The sequence below is a fragment of the Obesumbacterium proteus genome (assembly GCF_001586165.1).
Taxonomy (GTDB): domain Bacteria; phylum Pseudomonadota; class Gammaproteobacteria; order Enterobacterales; family Enterobacteriaceae; genus Hafnia; species Hafnia protea.
Map to the genome: position 1 here is coordinate 2,781,514 of NZ_CP014608.1, position 19,490 is coordinate 2,801,003.

General features: G+C 47.7%; 21 protein-coding genes and 2 pseudogenes. 15 read left to right on the plus strand and 8 right to left on the minus strand.

Going from position 1 to position 19,490, the window contains the following annotated elements; genetic code table 11:
- Positions 1-341 precede the first annotated feature (341 nt).
- The 3 genes from DSM2777_RS24485 to DSM2777_RS13215 all read left to right on the plus strand — a co-directional run bounded on the left by DSM2777_RS24485 (position 342) and on the right by DSM2777_RS13215 (position 3,195).
- Positions 342-1,019: a hypothetical protein gene (locus tag DSM2777_RS24485; RefSeq protein ID WP_156088359.1), complete on the plus strand. Its 678-nt coding sequence runs from the start codon at positions 342-344 to the stop codon at positions 1,017-1,019.
- 296 nt (positions 1,020-1,315) lie between these two features.
- A complete protein-coding gene (locus DSM2777_RS13210) occupies positions 1,316-2,707 on the plus strand; it encodes an AAA family ATPase (protein ID WP_061554191.1) in 1,392 nt (463 codons plus the stop codon).
- Between the two features lie 23 nt (positions 2,708-2,730).
- Positions 2,731-3,195, plus strand: coding sequence for a TOPRIM nucleotidyl transferase/hydrolase domain-containing protein (locus tag DSM2777_RS13215; RefSeq protein ID WP_061554192.1), 465 nt, complete (start codon positions 2,731-2,733; stop codon positions 3,193-3,195).
- A 74-nt stretch (positions 3,196-3,269) separates the two neighbouring features.
- Here DSM2777_RS13215 and DSM2777_RS23790 read toward each other — a convergent pair.
- Positions 3,270-3,644, minus strand: a pseudogene (locus tag DSM2777_RS23790) (phage portal protein); the annotation flags it as partial.
- On the opposite strand from DSM2777_RS23790, the pseudogene DSM2777_RS24160 reads away from it, so the two are divergent.
- Positions 3,626-3,790, plus strand: a pseudogene (locus DSM2777_RS24160) (ogr/Delta-like zinc finger family protein); the annotation flags it as partial. The pseudogenes DSM2777_RS23790 and DSM2777_RS24160 sit on opposite strands and share 19 nt — an antisense overlap.
- A 323-nt stretch (positions 3,791-4,113) precedes the next feature.
- Here the strand turns inward: DSM2777_RS24160 and DSM2777_RS13225 are convergent.
- The gene (locus DSM2777_RS13225) at positions 4,114-5,802 is read right to left on the minus strand and encodes an aspartate:alanine antiporter (protein ID WP_046458179.1); all 1,689 of its coding nucleotides are present in this window, start codon (positions 5,800-5,802) and stop codon (positions 4,114-4,116) included.
- Between the two features lie 331 nt (positions 5,803-6,133).
- On the opposite strand from DSM2777_RS13225, the gene ybjM reads away from it, so the two are divergent.
- Complete coding sequence (ybjM, locus tag DSM2777_RS13230; RefSeq protein WP_046458016.1) at positions 6,134-6,526, plus strand: inner membrane protein YbjM; 393 nt, start codon at positions 6,134-6,136, stop codon at positions 6,524-6,526.
- 76 nt (positions 6,527-6,602) lie between these two features.
- Here ybjM and DSM2777_RS13235 read toward each other — a convergent pair whose 3' ends face one another.
- Entirely contained in the window at positions 6,603-6,866 is a 264-nt protein-coding gene (locus DSM2777_RS13235; protein ID WP_004095905.1) for a GrxA family glutaredoxin, read from the minus strand.
- A 155-nt stretch (positions 6,867-7,021) separates the two neighbouring features.
- Here DSM2777_RS13235 and DSM2777_RS13240 point away from each other — a divergent pair, with 155 nt between their 5' ends.
- From DSM2777_RS13240 to rimK, 3 genes are read left to right on the plus strand one after another with little or no spacing between them, the layout of a single operon-like run.
- Positions 7,022-7,327 carry a DUF1418 family protein gene (locus DSM2777_RS13240; RefSeq protein ID WP_061554193.1) on the plus strand — a complete coding sequence of 102 codons (306 nt, stop codon included), beginning with the start codon at positions 7,022-7,024 and terminating at the stop codon, positions 7,325-7,327.
- Positions 7,311-8,033: an oxygen-insensitive NADPH nitroreductase gene (nfsA, locus tag DSM2777_RS13245; RefSeq protein ID WP_025800911.1), complete on the plus strand. Its 723-nt coding sequence runs from the start codon at positions 7,311-7,313 to the stop codon at positions 8,031-8,033. Before DSM2777_RS13240 ends, nfsA begins: the two co-directional genes overlap by 17 nt.
- A gap of 27 nt (positions 8,034-8,060) precedes the next feature.
- Entirely contained in the window at positions 8,061-8,948 is an 888-nt protein-coding gene (gene rimK / locus DSM2777_RS13250; protein WP_061554194.1) for a 30S ribosomal protein S6--L-glutamate ligase, read from the plus strand.
- On the opposite strand, the gene DSM2777_RS24970 is transcribed toward rimK, so the two are convergent.
- Positions 8,945-9,139, minus strand: a complete 195-nt coding sequence (locus DSM2777_RS24970) for a DUF4250 domain-containing protein (protein ID WP_061554195.1) — start codon at positions 9,137-9,139, stop codon at positions 8,945-8,947. The genes rimK and DSM2777_RS24970 overlap by 4 nt on opposite strands.
- Before the next feature lie 142 nt (positions 9,140-9,281).
- Between DSM2777_RS24970 and DSM2777_RS13260 the strand changes: the two genes are divergently transcribed.
- The 7 genes from DSM2777_RS13260 to rlmC all read left to right on the plus strand — a co-directional run bounded on the left by DSM2777_RS13260 (position 9,282) and on the right by rlmC (position 16,276).
- Complete coding sequence (locus DSM2777_RS13260; RefSeq protein WP_043492250.1) at positions 9,282-9,773, plus strand: type III secretion system chaperone family protein; 492 nt, start codon at positions 9,282-9,284, stop codon at positions 9,771-9,773.
- Between the two features lie 400 nt (positions 9,774-10,173).
- Positions 10,174-11,280, plus strand: a complete 1,107-nt coding sequence (gene potF, locus DSM2777_RS13265; protein ID WP_025800915.1) for a spermidine/putrescine ABC transporter substrate-binding protein PotF — start codon at positions 10,174-10,176, stop codon at positions 11,278-11,280.
- Between the two features lie 153 nt (positions 11,281-11,433).
- The gene (potG, locus tag DSM2777_RS13270) at positions 11,434-12,567 is read left to right on the plus strand and encodes a putrescine ABC transporter ATP-binding subunit PotG (RefSeq protein ID WP_040045867.1); all 1,134 of its coding nucleotides are present in this window, start codon (positions 11,434-11,436) and stop codon (positions 12,565-12,567) included.
- A gap of 10 nt (positions 12,568-12,577) precedes the next feature.
- Positions 12,578-13,540 (plus strand): putrescine ABC transporter permease PotH, encoded by a 963-nt coding sequence (gene potH / locus DSM2777_RS13275; protein WP_046458011.1) that lies wholly within the window; start codon positions 12,578-12,580, stop codon positions 13,538-13,540.
- Positions 13,540-14,385 (plus strand): putrescine ABC transporter permease PotI, encoded by an 846-nt coding sequence (potI, locus tag DSM2777_RS13280; RefSeq protein ID WP_061554196.1) that lies wholly within the window; start codon positions 13,540-13,542, stop codon positions 14,383-14,385. Before potH ends, potI begins: the two co-directional genes overlap by 1 nt.
- Positions 14,386-14,543: 158 nt before the next feature.
- Entirely contained in the window at positions 14,544-15,035 is a 492-nt protein-coding gene (locus tag DSM2777_RS13285; protein ID WP_046458009.1) for a YbjO family protein, read from the plus strand.
- Positions 15,036-15,142: 107 nt separating this feature from the next.
- Positions 15,143-16,276: a 23S rRNA (uracil(747)-C(5))-methyltransferase RlmC gene (rlmC, locus tag DSM2777_RS13290; RefSeq protein WP_061554197.1), complete on the plus strand. Its 1,134-nt coding sequence runs from the start codon at positions 15,143-15,145 to the stop codon at positions 16,274-16,276.
- Here rlmC and DSM2777_RS13295 read toward each other — a convergent pair.
- The 4 genes from DSM2777_RS13295 to artQ form a co-directional block, all read right to left on the minus strand.
- Entirely contained in the window at positions 16,264-16,752 is a 489-nt protein-coding gene (locus tag DSM2777_RS13295; RefSeq protein WP_061554198.1) for a methylated-DNA--[protein]-cysteine S-methyltransferase, read from the minus strand. The two genes, rlmC and DSM2777_RS13295, sit on opposite strands and share 13 nt — an antisense overlap.
- 143 nt (positions 16,753-16,895) lie before the next feature.
- On the minus strand, positions 16,896-17,627 hold the full coding sequence (gene artJ, locus DSM2777_RS13300; protein ID WP_046358732.1) for an arginine ABC transporter substrate-binding protein: 732 nt from the start codon (positions 17,625-17,627) through the stop codon (positions 16,896-16,898).
- A 230-nt stretch (positions 17,628-17,857) separates the two neighbouring features.
- Positions 17,858-18,526 carry an arginine ABC transporter permease ArtM gene (artM, locus tag DSM2777_RS13305; protein ID WP_025800923.1) on the minus strand — a complete coding sequence of 223 codons (669 nt, stop codon included), beginning with the start codon at positions 18,524-18,526 and terminating at the stop codon, positions 17,858-17,860.
- Positions 18,526-19,242, minus strand: coding sequence for an arginine ABC transporter permease ArtQ (gene artQ / locus DSM2777_RS13310; protein WP_025800924.1), 717 nt, complete (start codon positions 19,240-19,242; stop codon positions 18,526-18,528). The genes artM and artQ overlap by 1 nt, the downstream gene beginning before the upstream one ends.
- Positions 19,243-19,490 lie beyond the last annotated feature (248 nt).

The window sequence follows — 19,490 nt, forward strand, 5'->3', positions numbered from 1 at the left end:
TGTAATAAATCGATAGGGAGTATGAGGCTAGAGGTGCTTTTTGATAAATGGACTAATGAACTACAAAAGAAAATTGGCCCACAGTTTCCTGATGTGCGTTTCCGTACAGCAAGCTGTAGCAGCACATTGCTGCAGGTGACAGATACAAAAGACGAAACAGAATACCAATCTATCCAGTCGTAATCCAAGAAGTTTGATAGAACGGCCGGTGGATGCACTGGTTTGGTGATTCTAAGCAATGTTTTAAGTTTTACATATCATCTGGAACTTGATGATGCCCTTATATAAAATATGCTTGGTAGCGATGTACTACCGACAGATTAAAAATATATAGGGAAAGTATGAAAACTAATAAGATTCTTTTATCGATATCTCTTGCTGGAATTTTGACTGGTTGCGTTCAAAATGTTTCTCGTCCTGTGGGAACTTTAGTGGAGGTTGTTAAACCAGCTGTCGGGCAGACTGCTACGGCATATATGGGAAATCCAATAATCAAGTCTGCAACGGGGATAAAAACTGATGTTTTGGAGCTAGGGGCCGCTAATGGGGCTATGTCATCTATTGCTGCAGGCACTTACTGTAATGTAGGTAATGGAGTATACCGTAACTATCAGAACCAACAGGCTGTGGCTTTAAAAAATATTTATGGTCAAGTTGGCGGTTATGTCGACTACGTGAGCTATAACTCTGCGAAAAACGAAATCTCACCACCAAATGGAACATCTTATACATCTGCTGAAATATCTATAAAACGGGTATCAGATGGGCTGTGTAGAGTAGATAATTCGCTCGTAAAAACAATCGAGTATAATGGTAACGCTAGCGGGGTGATGAAGTTTACTTACCGTGAGTTCGCTAACGATATGGCTCGTGCGGCTTTTACCACTGATTTTTCCGTAGATTCCAAAGTCAGCGATGTTGTTACTTACAAAGGTGCTAAGTTTAAGGTAAATAACGCGGATAACTCGTCTATTTCGTATACAGTGATATCTGGTTTTGATGAGTCAACTAATTTCTAAACGAAGTCACAGCAGTACTCATAATGGGTTTTAATGTTGTGCATGGCTATGCCGCATGAAATCGCATGATCGTTTTAGGATCCGCTTTACTGAGGCCCGCCAGAACTGGCGGGCTTTTGCTTATATCATGCAACTGCATGAAAAATGATAGATCAAGCGGGTAGGCGTGGTGGGGCTATGATTGCGCGCAAATACATATAAGATAAATTTATGCTTTGTGATTCCTGCCCCACAATTTCTCAGTGCTTTTCTATACCTTGTTTAACCTGTGTTTATAAAAATAAGGTCATTGAGAAATGAAGTTGAGAAGTGTTAACGTTACGAACTTTCGTTCTATAGTAAATGGTAAGATAAACCTTAAAGACTACACATCGTTAATTGGACCAAACAATAGTGGGAAGTCATCTTTTGTAAAATCAATAGAATTATTTTTAAACCAATCTATGCCTCTCATTGAGGAGTTTAGTGAAGCAGAGCCTGAAGTCATCGAAACTCATGGTATTGAGATTAAAAAAAGAATTTTTAATAATATAATTATCGAGGGCGTATTTAAGGATATTGAGGATTGGGAGAGAAGAAAATCTGGCGTATCAGGAATAATATTTAATAACGAAATAAAATTAAGGGAAACAATTAGCGCACAACATGATCCATCGACCAATAAAATTTCCATGTCAAAAATGTATGAGGCATACGTAAGACGAGAGGTATTTACAGGACTAGATGAAAGTAAACTAGCAGAGTGCTCTGAAGAAATTAAGGTTATTGTGAGACGTGAGGGGTTTAATGGAACTAATTTCAAAACCAAGGTAAACATTAATATAATTAAAGAAAAAATAAAAGAAGAACTACCTGACTTATTCGCATATGGAGACTGGGAATGGAGTTCTGAAAACTTTGGTATAGATGCAGCTTTGAAGCAAGCAATACCGAATGCCTTAGTTATTCCAGCATTGACATCAATTGATGATGCATTGAAAAGTACACAATCATCTATTTTTGGAAAGCTTTTAAGTAAATTAATAATGCCAAAAGTGAAAGCTTGCCAGCATTACCATGATGTTACATCTTCATTTTCAAGTCTAGTTGAGCAACTCAAAAGTGATGAGTCAATTGAAGGTTTACGTGAGTTGCGTAATGATATAACGAATCGTATCTCTGAGATTATCGATGCAAAACTTATCCTTGGTTTACAGGAGCCTGAATATGAAAAAATAATGGGGGGTATTGTTGAATTGCGTCTTGATGATGGTAAAGAAACACCTGTATCTTTACAAGGTCATGGCTTACAGCGATCATTAATATTTACCTTGTTGGAGGTAATCGCGAAGCATGATGCTAAATCAGCAGAAGACGATGAAGAGTGTCGTTCTACAGTTTTGCTATATGAAGAACCAGAGTTGTTTATACATCCACACTTGATGCGTAAATTAAAATCAGTGTTGAGTAATGTCTCATCATCATCGCAATGGCAAGTTATAATTACTACTCATTCTCCATTTTTAATTAATGTTGCAGATGATCCTTGCTCTTTAGTTGTACTAAAAAAAGAAAATGGAGTTCCTCCCGTTGTAGCTCAACTAGATGATGACCCATTTGTAGGTGAGGAAAAAACTCGATTGAGGGCTGCGTTAGATTATCACCCATCAGTTTGTGAAGCCTTTTTTTTGCAAAAAGAAGTGTTCTAGTTGAAGGAGCCACTGAAGTAGCAATGTTTTCGGAGGCGAAAAAGCTTGTAGATATTTTTAGTGTGGTTAACAGTTTACATAAAGAAACCACAGTTGTTTCTTGTGGCGGGAAATGGACCATTACTGCGATCGCTAAGGTGATGAATGAGTTATCATTACCATATAAAGTTATTCATGACAGGGATTTGAAGAATTTAGATTCTAATAATCCTCAGCCTGAATCGGCTATACATCCATATAATGCAAATAAAGTAATTTCTAATGCGGTAGGTAATGCAGCTAATATCTTTGTAGTTGCCGATACGATGGAAGATATTTTATGGCCAGAAGGAAGGCCAAATCATTCTTCGGATAAGCCTTATAAGGCATGGGTTGAGCTTAAGAAGATTATAAAATCTATCGAAGGTGAAAATGATCCCGCTAATAAAGCAATCCTCTTAGCTAAGTACCAAAAACTGGGGGATATAGTAAGGTTCGCATATAATTAAATTTTAGTTACATTAATAACGTAAATGTTGGCTCTGAGGAAATAATATGAACCAACATTTACAATTATTGTTAATTAGCTAGTAATTGATACCGATATGTCCCGATCATCAACATTCAACCGATAATCTTCAAACCTCACAACCTCTTCCCCCACCCACGAATTTAATTCCAGCATCTGCCGCTGCAGCGGTATTAACTCATTGCGCACAAATACCTTACTGGCTTTGCCAACGTCGTAAAAGCCGCCCGTGTTGTTGGGGATAACCCCCATCATTTGCGGCGGAACGCGGTGCGCAGCCAGCATGTCGTCACGGTTGACGTTCTTGATGTTTAGGAATTCATCTTTTGCGGCCACTTCACTGAGTGGGATGATCTTAATGCTGTCTTTTTTCCCGCTGGGCGAATACATAAAAAAATTACGGAAATTGTCGGGTCCTTTCGACTGCTTTAGAACGTTATAACCAATGTACGAACATCAATTGCGGCCATACGTTTATCACTCATGAAACGTTTGTCGGTTCGATTATGATTCCGGGCAAAGTGATTGAAGCGCAGGCACATGCAAAGGGGCAACAACCGAGCCTATCGTTCTAAAGCGTTAAAATTATTTTTGAAGGGAACCGCCGCATTGGCGGTTTTTTTTATATCTGGGGAGTAGTGATTTTTCTCTGCTGCCACTTTGCTGCCATTAGTCTAAAAAGTCACTTTTAAGATATTGTTTTATATAGACTTAAATTTCAGGCAATAAAAAACCCGGTAGTCTTGAACCTAAGAAGGCGGGACTATCGGGCTCCTCAATATGGGGAACATCAAAGAAAAGCAGTGGCACTAATTAAGACTTTGTCGCGGATAGAAAGTTTCAGGCAAAGTGAAAAAAATCACAGTTTTTTTCTTTTTGCCTGAATTTTAAGGCTTTATTATCCGCCGATGCCGGGCCATATGATGACGATCAGTGTCCCCGCGAGCGTGAGCAGTACGTTGGCTATCGCGTATGTGCCTGCATAGCCCAGCGCTGGGATGTTACTGCGTGAGGCATCGCTGATGATTTCCATCGCTGGCGCACAGGTTCTGGCACCCATAATGGCACCAAACAGCAGGGCGCGGTTCATACGCAGCACGTAGGCACCAAACAGGAAGCAGATAACAACGGGCAGCAAACTGACTACTAAGCCGGAGAGCAGCATTTGCCCACCGATTTGTCCTAAACCGTGGTTCATGCCTGCGCCAGCGCTCAGGCCAACACCGGCCATAAACACCATCAAACCAAACTCTTTCACCATGTTCAGCGCCCCTTGCGGGATATAGCCGAAAGTAGGGTGGTTGGCACGTAGGAAACCCAGCATGATGCCAGAGAACAGCAATCCAGCGGCGTTACCGATGCCAAAGGAGAAATTGCTGAATTTGAAGGTAATCAAACCAATCATCAAGCCAATAATAAAGAAGGCACAGAAGGCCAGAAGATCGGTCACCTGACTGTGGATGGAAATAAACCCGATGCGTTCTGCCACGCTTTTGACGCGGCGCGCATCGCCGCTGACCTGTAGCACATCGCCTTTGTTGAGCACGATGTTGTCATCGATAGGCATTTCAATCTGGCTGCGAATTACGCGGTTCAGGAAGCAGCCGTGGTCAGTCAGTTTGATTTGGCTGAGGCGTTTGCCCACTGCATTGTTGTTTTTGACCACGATTTCTTCGGTCACGATACGCATATCCAGCAAATCGCGGTCGAATACTTCTTTCCCATTACGGAAACTTGGGTCTAAACGGGCATGAGCATCAGGGTAGCCGACCAGCGAAATCTCATCACCGACCTGTAAAACCGCGTCGCCGTCTGGCGTGGCCAAGATGCCGTTGCGGCGGATACGTTCGATGTAACAGCCGGTTTGGCGATAGATGCCCAACTCGCGCAGGTTTTTGCCGTCAGCCCAAGAAACCAGCTCAGGGCCAACGCGGTAGGCGCGAATCACCGGCAGGAAAACTTTGCGTTGTACTTCATTATCTAAACCGCGTTCACGCGCAATCTGCTGCGCCGATGTTGGCAGATCCTGATGCTGGAGCTTTGGCAAATAGCGTGCGCCAAAAATCAGGCTGACTAAACCGATGAGGTAGGTCAGCGCATAGCCGAGGCTGAGATTGTCTTGCAGGTGGGGAAGGTTAGGGTTGTTAGCCAGAGTTTGGCGCAGCGTATCGCCCGCACCAACCAGCACCGGCGTGGAGGTCATTGAACCCGCCAACATCCCGGCGGTTAAACCAATATCCCAATGGAAAAGTTTGCCAAAGCCCAGCGCCATCACTAATGCACTGCCAACCATCACGAGGGCCAGCATGAGATAGTTTTTTCCATCGCGGAAAAAGATAGAGAAGAAATTGGGACCGGCTTCTACGCCCACACAGAATATAAACAGCATAAAGCCGAGATTCAGGGCTTCCGTGTTGATGGCAAAATGTTGTTGTCCGAGAAGAAGAGAGACAACTAAAACGCCAATGGAGTTACCGAGTTGAACAGAACCCAGACGTAATTTACCGAGGCATAGCCCCAGCGCCAAGACAACGAACAACAGCAGGATGTAATTTCCTGTTAACAAATTTGCGACATCAATGTTCACGGCGAATAACTTATCGTTAACTAGCTTGCGCTTGATATGATTGACTATTGGAGATACATTCAACCATACAAAATAATAAATTTCATCTTTAACTCGGTTATCCCCAGTAATAGATGAAACCCCAATACGAACGGTGTATTGGCAGCTATTTTAGACGCGACTTGTGTGTTCGGCCAACAAAAAGCCGAAACACGTGGGAATGCGTCTTTTGCACGTTATCACGCTAGGGAATGCGTGGGCTCACAGGACTATTTGTTTCGCCAAGGGCGGTGAAAATGGGTGATTGCTGTGGGCGTATTGAATATCGCTTCTAAGGAAAGAGGGATTTTTGATGACAATGTATCGGCGTTGGTTGGGCGCGATGGTTGCTTTTGTCTTGGTCTGCTTGCTCTTCATGGTGTTAAAGCCGTGGGTTCACGCAGACGGCCCCAATATTGTAATGAAAGGTGAAATCAGCCTGCTTTGGTTTGTTATTCCAGGATTTATCGCGAGCTATGCTTCTGTGAGCGGCCGCATTTTTTATCCTTTTCTTGGCACCCTTTGTGCCGTGCTGGTTTCAACATTGATTCACTTGCTTTATGGAACAGAGCTCCGTAACGGATTACAGATGTTTGCGTATGGAACCAGCGCGCTTTTCTGGTCAACGTCAGGCGCGTTTCTTTATTGGTTTGTTGCGCTCGCCTGGCAGAAGAAGCGCTCGATTCGCGTTGAGCGCTATCGCTAGAAGTACATAACATTCTGTTCTGAGAGATAAAAAAAGGGCATCCAAGTTGGATGCCCTTTTTTCTAAGCAAAAACGATTACTGGAACAGTGCCAGATTTTCTTTGGCATAGGCTTCAAAATCAGTGCAGCCGCCAATGTGTTTCTGATCGATGAAAATCTGTGGAACGGTTTCAACAGGTTTACCGACGGTTTTTTCCAGATCGGCCTTAGTGATACCTTCTGCGTGGATATCAATATAACGGAAGTTGAAATCATCGCGTTCTTCGGTCAGTTTTTCAGCCAACTCTTTAGCACGGACACAATACGGGCAGCCCGGACGCCCAAAAATTACTGCAAACATGAGAACTCCTTGATGGATTTGAGCTTATTCACTAAATCTTGATAATGTTTAGCGCCGACTCACTTTAACTGTGTTTACTATGCCTGCTACGGCAGTTAAAAAAAAGTAGGATTTGCCTGTTACTTTGATAAATTTTGCCTATTTAGGGAGTGCGCATGAAGGCTTTAGGTGATTTACCTAAACCTGTTCTAATCTGTGAAGCGCTGGGAATGGTGCTGCTGGTGGTAGCCTATCTCAGTATTCACGATTATATTCATCTACCCGATCTGCTCGCGACACCGTTCGCAGCGGTCATCATGATTTTTGCCGGTGTTGCGTTGATGATACCGGCTGCCGTGGCGCTGATTTGGAGTTTGACGCACAGCAAAACACCGCTGTTTAGCTTAACGTCAAAGCCAGATGCGTCGGCGGCAAAACCTGAAACAAAATCTGAGGAGCATAAAAATGACGCCAACCATTGATCTTCTGTGTTCACATCGATCTGTCCGTGCGTTTACGCCACAGCCTATCGGTGACGCAGAGCGGGAGGCAATTTTTGCTGCGGCACGTGCAACGTCTAGCTCCAGCTTCCTCCAGTGCAGCTCGATTATTCGTATCACCGATCCTTCGCTGCGTGAGCAACTGGTTGAGCTAACCGGAGGCCAACAGCATGTGGCCGATGCCGCTGAATTCTGGGTTTTCTGCGCTGATTTCAATCGCCATAAAGAAATTTTCCCCCAAGCGGAATTAGGTCTGGCCGAGCAGCTGCTGTTAGGCACCGTTGATACTTCGTTAATGGCGCAAAACGCCTTTACCGCGGCAGAATCGCTGGGGCTGGGCGGGGTTTATATTGGTGGGCTGCGCAATAATATTGAGGAAGTCACCCAGCTATTAAAGTTGCCGCAAAACGTGCTGCCGCTGATGGGATTGTGCCTTGGATATCCGGCGACCAACCCCGCGCAAAAGCCGCGTTTACCTGAGGCGATGGTGGTGCATGAAAACTACTATCAGCCACTCGACCGTGAACTTTTGGCGCAGTACGACGCCCATATTTGCGCCTATTATCAAAGCCGTGGAAGCAACACACGCAGTGATACTTGGAGCGAGCAGATTAAGCGCACGCTGGCGAAAGAGAGCCGTCCGTTTATGCTGGAATATCTGCATAAACAAGGTTGGATCCTGAGATAGTTTGCCTACTGGCTTAAGAGGTTGGCCGTGAATATCGTCATACTTTCCCGTGATGGTTCCCTGTATTCATGTAAACGCTTGAAAGAGGCGGCGCAGCAGCGTGGTCACAACATTGATATTGTTGATCCGCTTTCGTGCTATATGAACATCAACTGCGCAGCACCCAGCGTGCATGAAAAAGGGCGCCAGTTGGAACGCTATGACGCGGTGATACCGCGCATTGGATCGGCGATTACCTTTTACGGCACGGCGGTTTTACGACAGTTTGAAATGCTGGGCAGTTTTCCGCTAAACAACGCCGCTTCGATTGCCAAAGCCCGCGATAAGCTGCACTCATTGCAGTTGTTGGCTCAGCAGGGCATCGATCTGCCTATCACGGGATTCGCGCATCGTCCTGACGATACCAGCGATTTGATTGAAATGGTCGGTGGTGCTCCGCTGGTGGTTAAGCTGGTTGAAGGCACGCAGGGGATCGGCGTGGTGCCTGCCGAGACGCGTCAGGCTGCGGAAAGTGTCATTGATGCTTTTCGTGGTTTGAATGCGCACATTCTGGTGCAGGAATATATCAAAGAGGCCCAGGGCGCAGACATTCGCTGTTTGGTAATCGGCAAGCGGGTGGTGGCGGCCATTGAACGACAGGCTAAACCGGGTGAGTTTCGTTCGAACCTGCATCGCGGCGGTACCGCCAAACGGGTGGCTATCACTGAACAAGAACGCGAGGTGGCGCTGAAAGCCGTTGCCATGCTGGGGTTATGCGTGGCGGGCGTTGATATTCTACGCTCTGCGCGTGGCCCGTTGGTGATGGAGGTTAATGCCTCGCCGGGGTTGGAAGGCATTGAAACCACCACGGGGAAAGATATTGCAGGTATGATGATCGATTACATTGAACGCACGATTGCGCGCAAAAAGCACTAAACCTGCACAAACTGATTGGTTGCAGGCTGATAGTGATATCCTGCCTGCGCCAATCGTTCCTGTAATCCACTCATCGAAATATCATAACGGCGGGCTAAATCCTCTAAGGACGGGCACTCATCGCGGAGTTTCATGTTGACGATGCTCATCAGCATCAATGGGTCCATGGTGGCATAGCGCGTCAGCGACATTGTGTACTCCTCTTTCCGCCAAGATTGATGAATTAATTGTCTTTGAGCATAGATAAAACGGGCAATTTTCCGTAAGCTATGCCCCTTTTCTACGTCTGTGCTTATTATCTCCTGTTTTATCATTTTTGTAAGGTAGGCCACTATGGATTCGCTAATCGTCCCGGATCTGGATCTTTTACGACGCTGGCTGGATCAACTGGGCATCACCTTTTTTGAGTGTGACTCCTGCCAAGCGCTACATCTGCCGCATATGCAGAATTTTGACGGTGTATTTGACGCTAAAGTCGATATGATCGATCAAACGATTTTGTTCAGTGCGCTGGCTGAAATACGCCCGACCTCGCTGATCCCCTTGGTTGCCGATCTCAGTCAAATGAACGCCAGCACCTTGGCAGTGAAAGTCTTTGTTGATATTCAGGATGACAATTTACCGAAGCTGATCGCGTGCCTTTCATTGAACGGCAGCGTCGGCGTGACGCTTGAGCAGTTTGCTGAGTTCATGAAACAGGGCGAAGAACAGCTTTCGATGATCATGATGGAGACGCGCGCCAATGGCATGTTGTTTCTCGGCGAAGGCGAAGAAAGCGACGCCGATTACGACCCAAACGCCATGAGCGGGCCTCTGCTACATTAGTGATAACGCGCCTGACAGTCACTGCGCTGACATGGTTCAACGGCACCTTTATGGTGCCGTTAGTTTTTGTATAAAAACCTCATAAATATTCTGCAAACCAATCAATCTCCCCGATATCTGACGCCATTAGCGGCTTGAATGGCGCACGACATAGATGCTATTGCATAGAAAATCGATAATTGACGTTTTTTCCACCGCTCAGTGGCTGGATAGGCCATCAGCAGTTATGCTTGATTTGCAGCGTACAGCCCAGATTTTCCTCATATTATTACTCGACATTTAAATGAAGAAATAACCGCTTTTTCTGATTTTATATGCATAACGATCTGCTGTCGCATGCCATCACTGCTGGTAAACGGGCTAGTGCGCGCCGTTTCTACATTATTTGGAGGGATTGACGATGATCAACGGGCATAAAAAATGGCTGGTAGGCGCTATCTCTGGGGCTTTAATGGCTACAGCGGCAACGGCCGCCGATCAGAAAACGCTGCATATCTATAACTGGTCTGACTATATTGCACCAGACACCTTGGCGAATTTCACCAAAGAAACCGGTATCAAGGTGGTTTACGACGTGTTTGATTCCAACGAAGTGCTGGAAGGCAAACTGATGGCTGGTAGCACCGGTTTTGATTTGGTTGTTCCTTCCGCCAGTTTCCTCGAGCGTCAGGTTGGCGCGGGCGTATTTAAACCCTTAGACAAAAGCCAGTTGAGTAACTACAAAAACCTCGATCCTGAGCTGCTAAAGCTGGTGGCTAAGCACGACCCAGACAATAAATATGCGATTCCGTACACCTTTGCGACCACCGGCATTGGCTATAACGTTGAAAAAGTGAAAGCGGCGTTAGGCAAAGATGCACCGGTGAATAGCTGGGATCTGGTGTTGAAGCCTGAGAATCTGGAGAAACTAAAAAGCTGCGGCGTTTCTTTCCTTGATGCCCCCGCTGAAATTTATGCCACCGTACTGAACTACATTGGCAAAGATCCTAACAGTTCAGACGCCAACGACTACAACGGCGCGGCGAACGACCTGCTGTTAAAACTTCGTCCAAATATTCGTTATTTCCACTCCTCTCAGTACATCAACGACTTAGCCAACGGTGACATTTGCGTCGCGGTCGGTTGGTCTGGCGACGTGATGCAGGCCGCTAACCGTGCCAAAGAAGCTAAAAACGGCGTGGATATTGCCTACAGCATTCCGAAAGAAGGTGCTCTGATCTTCTTCGATGTGTTTGCGATGCCCGCTGACGCGAAAAATACCCCTGAGGCGTATCAGTTCCTCAACTACTTATTACGCCCTGAAGTGATCGCGAATATCAGCAACCACGTTTATTACGCTAACGCCAATAAAGCGGCGACGCCGCTGGTAAATCCAGAAGTGCGGGATAATCCGGGAATTTATCCTCCGCCGGACGTGAGAGCCAAAATGTTCACGCTGAAAGTGCAATCGCCAAAAATTGACCGCGTGATCACCCGAGCTTGGACCAAAGTGAAAACCGGAAAATAAATCAGCGAAACAGTTACGTAGATAAATAATGTGGCTACGCTGAATACACAGGCAGAGAAAACCTCTTTGCCTGTGTGCTTTTACACTGCTCATTGAGCGGTATGTGTCGATGCAGCCGGGTCTGTATCAGGTACGAGAGCGAGGACGTCCCGAATGAATGATATTATTCCCCGTCAGGCACCTAAGGTGCATAAAGCGTTTACGCCGCTGTTGGAAATTCGCAATCTCAGTAAAACCTTTGACGGGCAGCTCGCCGTCGATGACGTCAATCTCACGATTTATAAAGGCGAAATTTTTGCGCTGCTCGGCGCATCCGGCTGTGGAAAATCCACCTTGCTACGCATGCTGGCCGGTTTTGAAATGCCCACCAGCGGGCAAATTGTGCTTGATGGGCAGGATTTAGCCCATGTGCCTCCCTATCAACGCCCAATCAATATGATGTTCCAGTCTTATGCGCTTTTCCCCCATATGAGCGTGGAGCAAAACATTGCTTTCGGTTTGAAGCAAGATCGCTTGAGCCGCGGCGAAATCAGCCAGCGCGTGGAAGAAATGTTGTCGCTGGTGCATATGCAAGAATATGCGAAACGTAAGCCACATCAGCTATCAGGCGGGCAGCGCCAGCGTGTTGCATTGGCGCGCAGTTTGGCCAAACGGCCAAAATTGCTGCTGCTGGATGAGCCTATGGGAGCATTAGATAAAAAGCTGCGTGAGCGCATGCAGTTGGAAGTGGCCGACATCTTAGAACGCGTGGGCGTAACCTGCGTGATGGTGACGCACGATCAGGAAGAGGCGATGACGATGGCGGGGCGCATTGCCATTATGAATCGCGGTAAATTCGTGCAAATCGGTGAGCCTGAAGAGATTTATGAGCACCCTAATAGCCGCTACAGCGCCGAGTTTATCGGTTCGGTTAACGTCTTTGACGGCATCCTAAAAGAACAGTTAGACGATGCGTTGCTGATCCAAAGCCCCGGCTTGTTGAATCCACTTAAAGTGGATCTCGATGCCGCCGTGGTTGAGGGCGTTCCGGTGCAGATTGCTTTGCGCCCAGAGAAAATTCTGCTGTGCGAAGAACCGCCGGAAGACGGCTGCAACTATGCAACGGGAGAAGTGGTGCACATTGCCTATCTCGGTGATTTGTCTATTTATCACGTCAAGCTGCTCAGCGGGCAAATGATAAGCGCCCAGTTACAGAACGGGCACCGTTTCCGTAAAGGCATGCCAACCTGGGGCGACCAAATCAAGCTGTGTTGGGATGCAGATAGCTGCGTGGTGCTCACCGTCTGAGGAGATAGCGATGTCTACACTGTTTACAAGTCGCAGCGATCGCCCTCCGGTTCAACGGGTGGGAAAATTCACTGCGTGGCTCTACCGTTTACGCGGGGTGCATGGCCGTAAACTGGTTATTGCCTTGCCCTATCTATGGCTGATCTGCCTATTTTTACTGCCGTTCCTGACGGTGTTTAAAATCAGTCTGGCCGAAATGGCACGTGCGATCCCGCCGTTTACCGATCTAATGACTTGGGCGGATGACAAGCTGGATATTGCGCTGAACTTTGCCAACTATTTTCAGCTTTTTGACGATCCGCTTTATGTGGATGCTTATCTTCAATCGCTGCAAATCGCCGCTGTCTCAACGATATGCTGTTTAATCATTGGCTATCCGCTGGCGTGGGCGGTGGCGCACAGCAGTTCATCGACGCGCAATATTTTGCTGCTGCTGGTGATCTTACCGTCTTGGACGTCTTTTTTGATTCGCGTGTATGCATGGATGGGCATACTCAAAGAGAACGGCGTGCTGAATAACGTTTTGCTGTGGCTCGGGGTTATCGATCATCCGTTGATTATTCTGCACACCAACACGGCGGTGTATATCGGCGTGGTGTACTCCTATCTGCCTTTTATGGTGCTGCCTATTTACACCGCGCTGACGCGTATTGATTACTCGCTGGTGGAAGCCGCGTTGGATCTTGGCGCTAGACCAATAAAAACCTTCTTTAAAATCATTGTTCCTTTGACCAAAGGCGGAATTATCGCCGGTTCTATGTTGGTGTTTATCCCCGCCGTGGGTGAGTTTGTGATCCCTGAATTATTAGGCGGGCCGGACAGCATCATGATTGGGCGCGTGCTGTGGCAGGAGTTCTTTAACAATCGCGATTGGCCCGTGGCTTCAGCGGTGGCGATCTTGATGTTGTTACTGTTGATCGTGCCGATCATGTTGTTCCACAAATATCAGAATAAAGAACTGGGGGCACACTGATGAATACTTTACCGGTTGTGCGCTCGCCGTGGCGTATTGTGATTTTAGTGGTGTGCTTTTTCTTCCTGTACGCGCCGATGCTGCTGTTGGTTATCTACTCCTTCAACAGCTCTAAGCTGGTAACCGTGTGGGCAGGGTGGTCAACGCGTTGGTATAGCGTGCTATTCCATGATTCGGTGATGATTAGCGCAGTGGGATTAAGCCTCACCAGTGCCGCTGCGGCGGCTACGATGGCGACCATTCTGGGCACCATGGCGGCGGTAGTGATGGTGCGTTTTGGCCGCTTTCGTGGCTCTAACGGGTTTGCATTCATGCTGACAGCGCCGCTGGTTATGCCCGATGTCATTACCGGGCTCTCGCTGCTGCTGCTGTTTGTGGCAATGGGACACCTGATCGGCTGGCCCGCAGAGCGCGGTATGCTGACCATCTGGATGGCGCATGTGACCTTTTGTACGGCCTATGTCACCGTGGTGGTCAGCTCCCGTTTGCGTGAGCTGGATAAATCGTTGGAAGAGGCGGCGATGGATCTGGGCGCTACGCCGCTGAAAGTGTTCTTTGTGATCACCATTCCTATGATTGCCCCTGCGCTGGTTTCTGGCTGGCTGTTGGCATTTACGCTGTCGCTCGACGATTTGGTTATCGCCAGTTTTGTCGCGGGGCCGGGCTCAACGACGTTGCCGATGCTGGTGTTTGCCAGCGTGCGCATGGGCGTTAACCCAGAAATTAACGCGCTGGCCAGTATTATCCTGCTGGTGGTTGGGGTGATTGGCCTGATTGCATGGTGGTTTATGGCGAGAGCGGAAAAGCAGCGGTTGAAAGAGATCAGAAAAGCCGCAGGTGGCTAACGGTGGCTATCTCTCTTATCTCAACTGACTGAATCACTGAGTGTGTGAATAAATAGGGTGTGTAACACGTTAATTTGAAACATAAAGATCATAAACCGCTAGCCTGAACAACATAATTTGTCCTATCATGAGTTTTTCAGGCTAGCTTATGGAATAAGATGTCAGAAATACTGCGTAACCGGCATGAAATGCTGAGGAAATGGGCTTTGGCCCCGGTACCTGTATTAATTGCCGGCACGGCAATGATCGGTATTCATACGCTTGGATTTTTGCTGTTACTCCATGAGTTGGGCTTTGACGGTTTAAGCGCGTTTATTTCAGATAGCGTACAAAATTGGGATTCCATGCTGCTTTGTATCGCAAGTATTGCGGTGCTGAGTATTGAAATTGCCTGTGGGCTTGCCGTCATTCAGGGAAAAAACTGGGGACGCTGGGGGTATTTGGGCTGCCAGATTACGGTGATAGGCTATATGTTGCTGGCCTCCCTTGGCTGGTTCCATCCTGAAATGTTCAGCGTTAACGGAGAAACCGGCGGTGAAATTTTCGCTGAGCTGGTGCGTTCAAAAATTCCTGAGCTTATGATTTTAGCCCTGCTGTTTGTCCCCCTTGCTAGCCGTCGTTACTTTGGATTGCAAAACCGCCGTAGGTAAAGTCAGCGCGTTATTTACCGTCTGTGTTTCGCCTGAACCTATGCCTTTATGCTACAATCCGCGCCGCCGTAACCCCATCTTTTCTTATTCAATAGAGTCTTTGTAATATGCACTGTGCCCTGTATCAGTCGGGAACCTGTCGCTCTTGTCAGTGGCTTGAAACGCCATATGCCCAACAAATTACCCAAAAACAGCAGCAGCTAGAAGCGCTGATGTCTGCCTTGCCGGTCGGGCGTTGGCTACCGGTTGTTAGCAGTGCAGAACAGGCATTTCGGAATAAAGCTAAGATGGTTGTCAGCGGCAGCGTAGAACGCCCGCTGTTAGGTATGCTGCATCGTGATGGAACCGCGGTTGATTTATGCGAATGCCCGCTCTATCCCGACGCTTTTGCCGCGGTGTTCGATACGCTCAAAGTATTTATCGCCCGCGCCGGATTAACGCCTTACAACGTTGAGCGTAAACGCGGTGAGCTAAAATATTTACTGCTCACCGAAAGCCAGAAGAATGGCCAACTTATGCTGCGCTTTGTATTGCGTTCGGAAACTAAGTTGGCACAGCTGCGTCAGGCATTGCCTTGGTTGCAGCAGCAACTGCCTCAGCTCGCGGTGATCACGGTTAATATTCAACCGGTGCATATGGCTATTTTGGAAGGGGAGACGGAGATATTTCTCACCGAACAGCAGGCGCTGGAAGAGTCGTTTAACCAAATCCCGCTGTATATTCGCCCGCAGAGTTTTTTCCAAACCAATCCTCAGGTTGCCGCGGCGCTGTATGCCACCGCGCGTGACTGGGTGCGTGAGCTGAATATCGGCAGCATGTGGGATCTGTTCTGTGGCGTGGGGGGCTTTGGCTTGCACTGCGCAACGCCAGAGATGAAACTCACCGGCATTGAAATTAGTGCGGAAGCCATCGCCTGTGCTACGCGTTCTGCGCAGCAAATTGGCCTGCACAACGTCCAATTCGCCGCACTGGATTCAACGCGCTTTGCCACCGCCGAAGGCGAAGTGCCTGAACTGGTATTAGTCAATCCGCCGCGTCGGGGAATCGGTGCCGAGCTTTGCGCTTATCTCAGCACCATGGCTCCGCAATACATTCTCTACTCAAGCTGCAATGCGCAGACTATGGCTGTAGATATTGCGCGCTTGGAAAATTACCGCATCGAACAAGTACAGCTCTTCGATATGTTCCCACATACGGCACATTACGAAGTATTAACTCTGCTGGTTCGTCAGGATCGGTAGCTGATTTTCTCCAGATCGAGCAAGGCTTTTTTGATCGGTAATCCGCCTGAATAACCGGTCAAAGAGAGATCTTTGCCGAGCACGCGATGGCAGGGAATAAGAATCGAAATGGGGTTTCTTCCCACTGCGCCGCCCACGGCACGCACGGCTTTCGGATTGTTTAACGCATTAGCAATGACCGAATAGTGGCTGATGGTGCCGTATGGGATGGTAAGTAATGCCTTCCATACCGATTGCTGAAACGCCGTACCAACGGGCGCGAGCGGCAGGTTATCAAAGCGTATTTTTTCCCCCGCAAAATAGGCATCTAAACAGTCGCGAATTTGGCGGTTGATGCTGAAATCCCCATCCTCAATCCACTCGGAAGGGCAGATCTTTTCTTCAATCTCATTAGGTAGCCACAGCTGGCGCAGCCCTTGTTCATCCGAAACTAATCTGAGCATGCCAACGGGCGAGGAATAAAGTGCGTGGTACATGAAGTCTCCCTGAGTTTGGTTTAGTCCACGTTGATTGGGCTAAGGTAGCAAAACGCAGCCAGGGAGGGTATTACCATGAAGGATAAGGGATAAAATTCAGAATTTCATTAAACCCTCTCCCGAGGCGGGAGAGGGAATTTTATTTATTGCGGGAACCACTGGTCGTTGATTTTTTTGTACGTGCCATTGGCTTTGATGTCGTCCAGCGCTTTATTGAGCTGTGCCAGTAGAGCGGTATTTTCAGGACGAACGGCAATCCCTAAGCCGGTACCGAAATATTGTGCATCGGTCACGTGATCGCCCACCGCGGCGAGATTAGGATTGCTTTTTAGCCATTCATTGACGACCGCAGTATCGCCAAATACGCCGTCCAAGCGGCCACTTTTCAGATCCAGAATCGCGTTCTGATAGCTGTCGTAGGCGACGGTTTTAATTTCAGGATGCTTATCCTGCAAGTATTTCTGATGGGTGGTGCCATTTTCCATCCCTACGCGCAGGCCTTTCATATCGGCGAAGGTTTTATATTTGCCTTTGTCCGCAATGATAATGGCGGAGTTAGCGTAATAGGGCTGGGTAAAGGTGACCTGCTTTTGGCGCTCCGGCGTGATATCCATGCCAGAAATAACGGCGTCATAGCGTTTGAATTTCAGCGCAGGGATCAGGCTGTCGAAGGCCTGATTGGTGAATGTGCAGGTCGCCTGCATCTGTTTGCACAGCGCCTTGGCCAAATCCATGTCAAAGCCAACGATCTGGTTGTTTGAATCCATGGATTCAAACGGTGGATAGGTGGCAGAAGAGGCAAAGCGGATCGTTTCCGCTGCGGTGGCGGTAAAGCTCATTCCTGCCAGTAATGCACAAACCATCAGCTTTTTCATCGTAAAACTCCTGTCTGAAATAGTATCTTTAGGCGACCGTCTTTATTTTGAGGTGTTCGCACGAACGGAACGATGTTTGTGCGGAATGACGGCTAAGTGAACAGAATTGACTTTGCCATTAAGTGAATTTATATGCAATATATTTGGTTAAATATTTATCGTGTGTTTTTTATAGACACAAAAAAGCCAGCGCGATGGCTGGCTTTTAGTAGGTATTCTAAATGATTAGGTTAGTTTCTGCGTTCGAAGGCCAGTGCACGGCGTTCAACCATACGCATAATTAACGTAAGTAAACCATTTACGCACAGGTAAATCACGCCCGCTGCGCCGAACACCATAACGTCGTAAGTACGGCCATACATCTGCTGGCTGTAACCCATCACTTCCATCAACGTGATGGTGTATGCCAAAGAGGTACTTTTAAAAATTAACACCACTTCGTTGGAATAGGACGACAGTGCGCGTTTAAACGCGAACGGCAGCAAAATACGTAGCGTCTGGCTGCGTGACATGCCGAGGGCTTCGCAGGATTGCCACTGACCGGATGGAATCGCCTTCACCGCGCCGTAGAACAGCTGAGTGGTATACGCCGCGCTGTTCAGCGCCAAGGCAACCATGGCGCACAGCCAAGGCTGCGATAGCATATTCCACAGCCATGGTGTTTGCTTTATCCAGTCAAACTGGCCAGGGCCATAGTAGATCAAGAAGATTTGCACCAGCAGCGGAGTACCGGTAAACAGCGTGATATAGCCCTGCACGAGCTGAGTCAGTACGATAGGGCGCAGGGTCAGCACGATGGTGAACAGCAAAGCCAGCACCAAAGCCACCAACAGGGAAACCACGGTTAACGTTAGGCTGGTTGGCAACCCTTGAATGATATCGGGAATGTACTCAAACATTAGGCGTTCCCCCGCTCAAAGCGCGTGGTACGCAGTTCGATTCGCTTCAGAATATATTGGCTGAAAAGGGTAATAATCAAATAAATCGCTGCGGCAACCATATACCACGTAAACGGCTCTTGAGTTCGGGTGGCAATACTTTTGGTTTGCAACATTAAGTCATTCACACTGATCAATGAAACCAGAGCGGTATCTTTCAGCAGTACCAGCCATTGGTTACCCAGTCCCGGCAGCGCATGACGCCACATCTGCGGCATGACCAAACGGAAGAAAATGGCGCTTTGGCTTAATCCTAATGCCTGACCGGCTTCACGCTGGCCTTCAGGAACGGCTTTCAGTGCGCCACGCAGGGTCTGAGAGGCATAGGCCGCATACAACATCGCCAGCGCAATAACGCCGCAAATGAAGGGGCTCACCTCAAAGTTTTCGATATTCAGCTGGATTGGGATCTGGATAAAGCCCAGATTCAGATTAAAACCGTCTGAAAGCACCATCAGCAACTGCGCTGAACCAAAATAGATAAACAGCACGACGAGAATTTCAGGGAGTCCGCGCACCAGCGTGACCCATGCGGTACCCAGCCAAGCCACCGGTTTAACCTGTGACGATTCCCATACGGCGAAAATCATGGCTAATATCAGCCCAAGAACTAATGCACAAAGCGCGAGGCCAACGGTCATACCCGCCGCGCTTAATAAAGGTTGAAATTCAATCATTGCTTGGAGCCTATCCCATCAGGCGCGATACACGCCTAAATGATACTTTTTATTACGCCTACAAAGATAGGCACTATACCCGTCATCTTTCAAACTGCAGGTGCGTTGGCTGCTCTCGTTCACCCGAATCACTTACTTATGTAAGCTCATCGGGATTCTCTCGTTTGCCGCCTTCCTGCATCTTGAAATCTATCGGGTATATTCTCTGAACCCGTGGATTGCCTGCAGCACTAAATACCTACGCGATA